This window comes from Candidatus Binatia bacterium (genome assembly GCA_036493895.1).
GTDB lineage: Bacteria > Desulfobacterota > Binatia > UBA1149 > CAITLU01 > DATNBU01.
In genome coordinates, this window is the sequence record DASXOZ010000067.1 from 1 (window position 1) to 7,167 (window position 7,167).

Annotated in this window: 4 protein-coding genes; all 4 read right to left on the bottom strand. The window is 67.6% G+C overall.

The window, feature by feature from the left end; translation table 11 throughout:
• Positions 1-84: 84 nt before the first annotated feature.
• Positions 85-747, bottom strand: a complete 663-nt coding sequence (locus VGK20_15065) for an outer membrane beta-barrel protein (GenBank protein ID HEY2775362.1) — start codon at positions 745-747, stop codon at positions 85-87.
• Between the two features lie 229 nt (positions 748-976).
• Positions 977-1,492, bottom strand: coding sequence for a GNAT family N-acetyltransferase (locus tag VGK20_15070; protein ID HEY2775363.1), 516 nt, complete (start codon positions 1,490-1,492; stop codon positions 977-979).
• A gap of 78 nt (positions 1,493-1,570) precedes the next feature.
• Positions 1,571-4,291 carry a hypothetical protein gene (locus VGK20_15075; protein ID HEY2775364.1) on the bottom strand — a complete coding sequence of 907 codons (2,721 nt, stop codon included), beginning with the start codon at positions 4,289-4,291 and terminating at the stop codon, positions 1,571-1,573.
• A 340-nt stretch (positions 4,292-4,631) separates the two neighbouring features.
• Positions 4,632-7,097: an FAD-containing oxidoreductase gene (locus VGK20_15080; GenBank protein HEY2775365.1), complete on the bottom strand. Its 2,466-nt coding sequence runs from the start codon at positions 7,095-7,097 to the stop codon at positions 4,632-4,634.
• Positions 7,098-7,167: the final 70 nt, after the last annotated feature.

The window sequence follows — 7,167 nt, forward strand, 5'->3', positions numbered from 1 at the left end:
AAAACAACGGGCCGGCCGGTTGCGCAACCGGCCGGCCCCGAATCACGATCCGGTGATCTGGCTCGTCCGCCCCTCGTACGACCGCTACGGCCTGAACAGGAAGCCGAGCGTCAGCGCGACGACGTCATAGTTGTGAGTCTGGGAAACCCCGAGCATGTAACTGACGTCGCTGGTCACGACGAACTTGTTCGTCGCGTACAGGTCGAGGCCGGCGCCGAACCGCAGCGCGGGGCCGTCATCGGTCTTCCTGGAATTGGCCGCATTCGAGTTCGTCGTCTCCATCTTCAGGTAGTTGATGCCGGCCTCGAGCCAGGGCTGCCAGCGACCCGGTAGAAGGTAGAGCTTCTCGTTGCCGCCGAGAGCCCAGCCGCTGACCTGCCCGACGTGCTTCCCGTCGAAGTGTCCGGTGAACTCCTGGTAGCGCTCGACCTCGAGCTCGGTGGCGAGCCAGCGGTCGAAGCGGTAACCGACGTGAGCGTTGTAGCCCCCACTGCCGTCATTCGACTCGGTGACGTCGGCGCCGTTGCTGTCGTTCTGATTGAAATTGAAATTCTCAAACGCGTAGGTGGCTCCGAGGCCCATCAACGGACCCGGACGCGACGGATCGTTGCTCTCTTCCTCGACGGTTTGCGCCTTCTTGGCCGGGCGCTTGGTCGTCAGGTCACCCATGTCGTCCTGGGCATGAACGGCCGGCACGGCGATCAGCAGCGTGGCCAGAGAAAGTGTGAGCATGCGTCCGAATTTCATTCGGCTCCTCCTTTCAAGATCGGTCGATCGAACTGGTCCTTCGGTGTCGCGCCGGCGGCACGATCCCTCTCGTGCCGCCCGTTGCCGGGGTTGCCGGCTCGCCGCGCGAACGCGGCTGCCGCCTCGTCTTTTTACCGGATGGTCCACCGGGAGTCACGCCCCGCGCTCGCGGCGGCAAAACCGCCTCGTCGACGGGCAGGAAGGGCGCCTGGCCGCCTCGGGGCGAGCGTCACAGCGGGAGCCGGGACCCGAGCCTCAGCCCCACGATCACCAGGTCGCGCTCAATCCCGTCGAGCTCGGCCACGCCGGGAAGCCGGCCCCAGCGCTCGAAGCCGAAACCCGAGAACAGCGCGAGGCTGGCGTCGTTGTGGCCGAAGATGAATCCGAGAAGGGTCGTCAGCCCGAGGCCGGGCGCCGAGCGCACCGCCAGGGACAGCAGCGCGCGGCCTATGCCTTTTCGCTGGCTGGCGGGTGCGACGTAGATGCTGAGCTCGCTCGTCGCGCGGTAGGCGGGGCGGCCGTAGAACGGCTGGAAGCTGAGCCATCCTTCGAGCGGTGCCGCCGGATCGTCACCGCAGACCACCCACAACGGATGATGCGCGCTGTCGTGATCGCGAAGCCACTCGACGCGGCTGGCGACGCTGATCGGCTCGGTGTCGGCAGTGGCTCGCCGCGCCGGAATCGCGGCGTTGTAGATCTCGATGATCGCCGGAAGATCGGCGGCCGACGCGTGACGAATCTTCATCGGGATACGTAGATGTAATGGGGTCAGGCACCAGAGGAATGGGGTCTGACCCCATTCCTCTGCTACGTACCGCACCCTTCAGCGACAAGCCAGATGGTGGGAATCACCGGCACAGGCCGGCGCTGCGCCGCCCGGGCCGTTCCACAGCAGCGATCCGCATTCGTCGCTCGACCCGAAGACCACGGTGGCCTGGACAGCGTTCGGTGACGGCAACGTTGCGGTCACGCCGGCGGCCTTCAGCTTGATTCCGAGGCGACCCGGATCGGCCTTGGTCATGTCGCGTACCCGCAGTCGCGTCACTCCGGCGACGGAGCCGGAGTCGTCACGGTAGCTCCAGCCGTTCATCGTTTGGCGCCAGTTGTTGCCGCCCGGGATCGTCGCATCAAGCAGACCTTCGACGACGACGTGAACGCCGTTGGCCGGGGGATCGACGCCGGTAAACGGGGTGGGCAGCAGCGCCTGGGCGCTGAGCTTGGCGGTAAACGGCGTCGCCGAGGCCTTGAGCATCGTGTCTTCGAGCACGATGCCGCTCTGGCAAAGGCCGCCGCCGCCACCACCACCTCCGCCGCCGCCGCCGCCTCCGCCGCCGCCACCGCCGACGCACGTGTTGCCTCCGCCCACCCACGCCTGCAGCAGCGTGTGCAGCGCCTGCGGATCATTCTGCGGCGACCCGGCGCCGGTCTGGCTGAACTCGTTGATGCCGTGGCAGTTGGCGCAGACGCGGATCTCTCCGGCTCCGAAGCTGAGCCAGTTGCGCTCACGCACGACGGGCCCGTCATTCGGATCGGTAAGCTGCCACGTCAGTGCGCGCCGCGCGGGCACGATCGCGGCGAACGAGCCGTCCGACGCGATCGTCACGCCGCCGTCCGGAGCGCCGGCGTCCTGCGAGACGCAGGGCTGGTGCATCGGGCGCGAGAGGTTGCGGCGCCCCGGATACGGGTCGGCCGGATCGCCGTAGCCGCGAACCATGTCCGCTTCGAAGATCTGCATGTGCGTGATGTCGTAGATCGTGCCCGCCTTCGCGATCGACTGCACTCCTCCCGGCACCCGCAGGTTGTACGGTTGCTGGACGTCGGCACGGTCGCGCTGCGTGACGTTGCGGCTGACGATCAGCGCCAGGCCGTTGTCGTGCAGGTACTGGCGGAAGGTGGCCACGTCGACGTTCTCGGCGGCGAATACTCCGGCTTCGATCGCAGGCAGCGTCTCCGTGCGAGCCGTCGGCACGCTGCGCGCGACGACTTCGACCGGATCGAGCTCCCACAGGGTGCCGTTCCAGCTCACCAGCTGGTCGGGGCTCCACCAGCTCAGCGACTTGCCGATGCCGCTCGTCAGCATCGGACCTGCCGCCATGAATCCCCCGGAAGCCTGCAGCACCTTGAGCCGGTACGAGTAGCTCCAGTCGGGCGCGGTCGTCGTGCCGTTGTTGTGGATGTTGTCGGTCGCCGGCGTGTGCGCTGCGAGGACCTGTCCGTCGGTCAGCGGCAACGGATTGCGGAAGTAGCCCGTCGACTGCGGCACCATCGCATCGGCGCTCGTCGGCGTGACCTTGATCAGCAGCATGTGATCGGGATTGATGCTGGGCGCGCCGGTGACGCGCATGATCGTCCCGCCCGATGCGGTCGCGAATTCCGGAGCGTGGGTGGCCAGGAACTCGCCCGCATGGTTTGGGTCTTCGCGCAGGTGGAACAGGCCGCCGTCGCCGCTCAGCATCACGGTGTTGTCGTGGTCGGCCGGCGGCGTGTAGTAGGTCAGGTTCGGGTCGGCGGCGAAGCTGCCGTCGGTGTAGGTTCCGCCGAACTCGTGGCGACCGATGTGGTTGAGGGTCTCCTCGGCCGTTCCGTCCTCGTTCAGCTCCCACGGAAAGAAGTGGTTGAACGTGTGCAGCGTGAACGTCGGCGAATAGCCGGGGTCCTTGGTCGAGCGCGGCTCCGGGTACACCTCGGCTCCCACGATCGATGTCGTGACTGCCGCGTTCTGGTCTTCGCTCGTGTACGTCAGCGGATGGTAAGTGGCCGCGACCGTCGAATCGTCGCCCTGCTGGTCCCTCTGGAGGTGGTCCCACTTCGTGAAGATCACGCGTCCGAAACTGTCGAGCGAAAGCGACGTCGCGCCGCTCGGGGCATGCTCGAGAAGCTCGAACTTGCCCGAGGCTTCGTCGAGCGCGTAGATGCCGGAGACGATGTAGGCCGACTCGTACTCGTCCCGCTGCGGGTACAGGTAGGGCTCGCCGCCGCGGGGACGGTCGGACGTGAAAAGAATTCTCCCCTCGGTCGCATAGATTGGCGACACGTTGTTGTAGGCGGGCTGGTTCGCGATTTTGCGGATGTGCACGGTCTCGCCCTGGCCGAGGCCGGAGACCTCGTAGATCTGCCATTGGAAGCTGCCGGCCTGGTACTGCTGGGTCGGCGCGCCGATCGCCATCGAGAACAGTGCCTTGGTGCCGCTCCAATGGACGCAGGGCTCGCGCACCGCGATCGAGTTCGCGCCCTGCATGCCGGCATTCCCGTAGCCGGCTTCCTGGGTCAGGTTCCTCAACATGCCGCCGGGATACCGGATCATCAGGTCGCCGCCGCGCGGGGCCGCATCGATCGTCGCCTGATGGTTGCCGAATTGCGCGGCGACCGAGCCGAAGCTTCCCACCGGGACCTGGGTCACGAACAGGATCGGATTGGCAGTGTCGGGGTCGGCGGCCGCGCTGCGCGGCGGCAGCAGCGGTGCCGACGACAGGGCGAGCGCAGAAATGATCGACAGGCGCGCGGCGAGGCCGACGCGACGCGAAAGCGGCGAGTGCATGTTCATGACCGGTCCCCCATGTTCCTGCGACGCCGCAGCCGGCCGTCGCCCCCTCGAGGAGTTGCGTGGAGAGGTCATTGTGACCGGCACCAATCGTGCGCGAAAAGGGGATTTGGGCGTCGTAAGCGAATTCCGCGTCGCGAACGCGGGATTTTCACGATTCGCGGACACGGACGGCGGCAGTTAACACTCGTTCAATACCACCGCGGCGGGGAGGGCGCGCGATGTCCCCTCTCGGTTCCCGGATGCCGCGCGGCCTTTCCGACCGTTCAGGCGGCTAGCCCGCCGTCGATCCTCGGGCTCGCGCCTACGACGCCGGCGAGCCGGCGGCTGTGCTCCTTCTCACTCAGCGCTGGATGCGAAGCAGGATGCCGAGGACGCGCTTGGCAGCCGGTGTCAGCTTCGTGCGCATGTAGGCGTTGGCCGCCGCCTTGATCCCTTCGGCCTGGGTCGGGTAGGGGTGAATCGTCGCGGCGATCTTCCCGAGGCCGAGTGCGCCGGTGATCGCGAGCGAAAGCTCGCTGATCGATTCTCCTGCGTGGGACGAGACGATCGTGGCTCCGAGCACCGCGTCGCTTCCCTTTCGCACGAGCACCCGCACGAATCCCTCCGCTTCGCCGTCGAGCACCGCGCGGTTCACTTTCTCCAGCGGCACCGTGAACGTGTCGGTGTCGATCCCTTTCCGTTTGGCCTCGTGCTCGTAGAGCCCGACGTGCGCGACCTCGGGATCGGTGTACGTGCACCACGGCATCACGAGCGCGTCCAGTTTCTTGCGGCCGAAGAACAGCGCGTTCTGCACCGCGATTTTCGCGGCGGCGTCGGCCGCGTGCGTGAACTTCCACTTCATGCAGCAGTCGCCGACGGCGAAGATCCGCCGGTTGCTGGTGCGCAGGTGGTCGTTGACGACGATCCCGCGCTCGCTCGCCGCGACTCCCGCCGCCTCCAGGCCCATGTCGTCGACGTTCGGACGCCGTCCGACGGCGACGAGGATCCGATCGCAGGAAACCGCGGCTTCGCTGCCGCCGCCGACGTTGCGGTAGCGCAGCGTCGACGACCCGTCGCCGGCGCGGACGACGGAGGTAACCTCGACGCCGAGCACGAGACGCACTCCTTCTCGCTCCAGTCGCGACTGCACGATCGCCGCCGCGTCCTCGTCCTCGCGCGGCAGCAGCCGGTCCTCGATGTCGAGCACCGTCACCTGGCAGCCGAGGCGCTGCAGCGCCTGGGCCATCTCGCAACCGATCGGACCGCCGCCGAGGATCGCGACGCGGCGCGGGCGCTCGACGAGGTTGAACACGGTCTCATTGGTCATGAAGCCGGTTTCCGCCAGGCCCGGGATGTCGGGAACGGCCGCACCGGCTCCGCTGGCAATGATCGCTTTCTTGAACCGCAGCGTCGTGCCCGCCACTTCGAGCGCGCCCTGTCCGGTAAAGCGCGCGTTGCCCTGGAACACGTCGATCCCGAGCTCGTCGCGATAGCGCCTTGCCGAATCGTCGCGCGCGATTTCCGCGCGAAGGCGGCGCATGCGTTCCATTGCCGCGGCGAACTGACGGTCGAGCTCTGCATCGTCGAACCTGGCCGCACCGAACAGCTCGCGGGCCTCCTTCACGCTGCGCGCGTGGCGGATCACCGCCTTGGACGGGACGCAGCCGTAGTTCAGGCAGTCGCCGCCCATCAGGTTCCGTTCGACGAGCGCAACGCGGGCGCCGAGGCCGGCGCCGACCGCGGCGGAAATCAGTCCTCCCGTTCCTGCACCCACGACGACGAGGTCGTAGCGGGATTTCGGCTCGGGATTGATCCAGTCGGTAGGTCGCACGCGCACGAGAAGGCGCGTGTTGTGCTCGTCCAGCGGTGCGACGACGGTCTGGTAGTCGGCGGCGGATTCGCGAGATTTCGCAGTCGCCGCGCGCCGCTCCTCGATGCGTGCCGTCTCTCGTGGATCGGGCGGTGACGCTTGCGCGGGCGGCGCAATCCCAGGGTTTGCAGCCTGCTCCGGCATGCGCCGGAATGCCGGCGGGATCGGCGCGCCTTCTCCCATCGTGTGCGCACGCTCGAGCGCGGTGCGCGCCGAGAGCATCGATTCCTGCAGCGTCTTCTTCTCGGTAGCATCGGCCAGCGCGCGCCGCGCGATGCGCGTGACGACGGCGGTGACGGCGATCGTCGCGACGAGACCGACCACCAGAACGCCGTAGTACCCGTTGCCCTTCTCGACCGGCGCACCTCCGGCCAGTGCCGCGACGTCGCCGGCCAGCTTGCCGTAGTAGACGAAGAGGAAAGTGCCGGGGAGCATTCCGATCGATGCCACGACATAGTCGGTAAAGCGTACCCTCGTGACGCCGAGGGCATAGTTCATCAGCGAGAACGGGAACGCCGGCGACAGGCGCAGCAGGAAGACGATCTTGCGGCCTTGCGCGGCCACTGCGCGGTCGATCGCCGCAAAGCTCGCGTTACCTGCGATGCGGCGCTCGACGAGGCCGCGTGCGAGGTAGCGCGAAACGAGGAAGGCCAGAGCAGCGCCGATTGTCGCGGCAACGAACACATACGCGACGCCCGCCGCCAGGCCGAAGATCGCGCCGGCAACCAGCGTGAGCAGCGAGGCCGGTACGAGCGCAACGACGGAGACGACGTAGCCGGCGATGAACACCACCGGGCCGAGAGCACCGAGCCCGGCGACCCATTCGGCAAAGCGAGGCACCTCCGCGCCGATCCGGCGGCTGGCGACGAGCAGCGCGGCAACGACCACGGCGATGGCGAGCCACTTCACAAGCGTGGCGCGGGACGAAGACGCGGGCGCAGGGGAAGCGGTGCTCATGGCGTCGGCAGACAGTATCCCAGCTTCGCGCTGGATGCTCGGATCGAAGGATGCGGGACGGGGAAGGGGG

What these genes read in the sequence shown, in the direction of transcription:
- VGK20_15065 (HEY2775362.1), bottom strand. Translation starts at nt 747, where the DNA reads ATGAAATTCGGACGCATGCTCACACTTTCTCTGGCCACGCTGCTGATC.
- VGK20_15070 (HEY2775363.1), bottom strand. Translation starts at nt 1,492, where the DNA reads ATGAAGATTCGTCACGCGTCGGCCGCCGATCTTCCGGCGATCATCGAG.
- VGK20_15075 (HEY2775364.1), bottom strand. Translation starts at nt 4,291, where the DNA reads ATGAACATGCACTCGCCGCTTTCGCGTCGCGTCGGCCTCGCCGCGCGC.
- VGK20_15080 (HEY2775365.1), bottom strand. Translation starts at nt 7,097, where the DNA reads ATGAGCACCGCTTCCCCTGCGCCCGCGTCTTCGTCCCGCGCCACGCTT.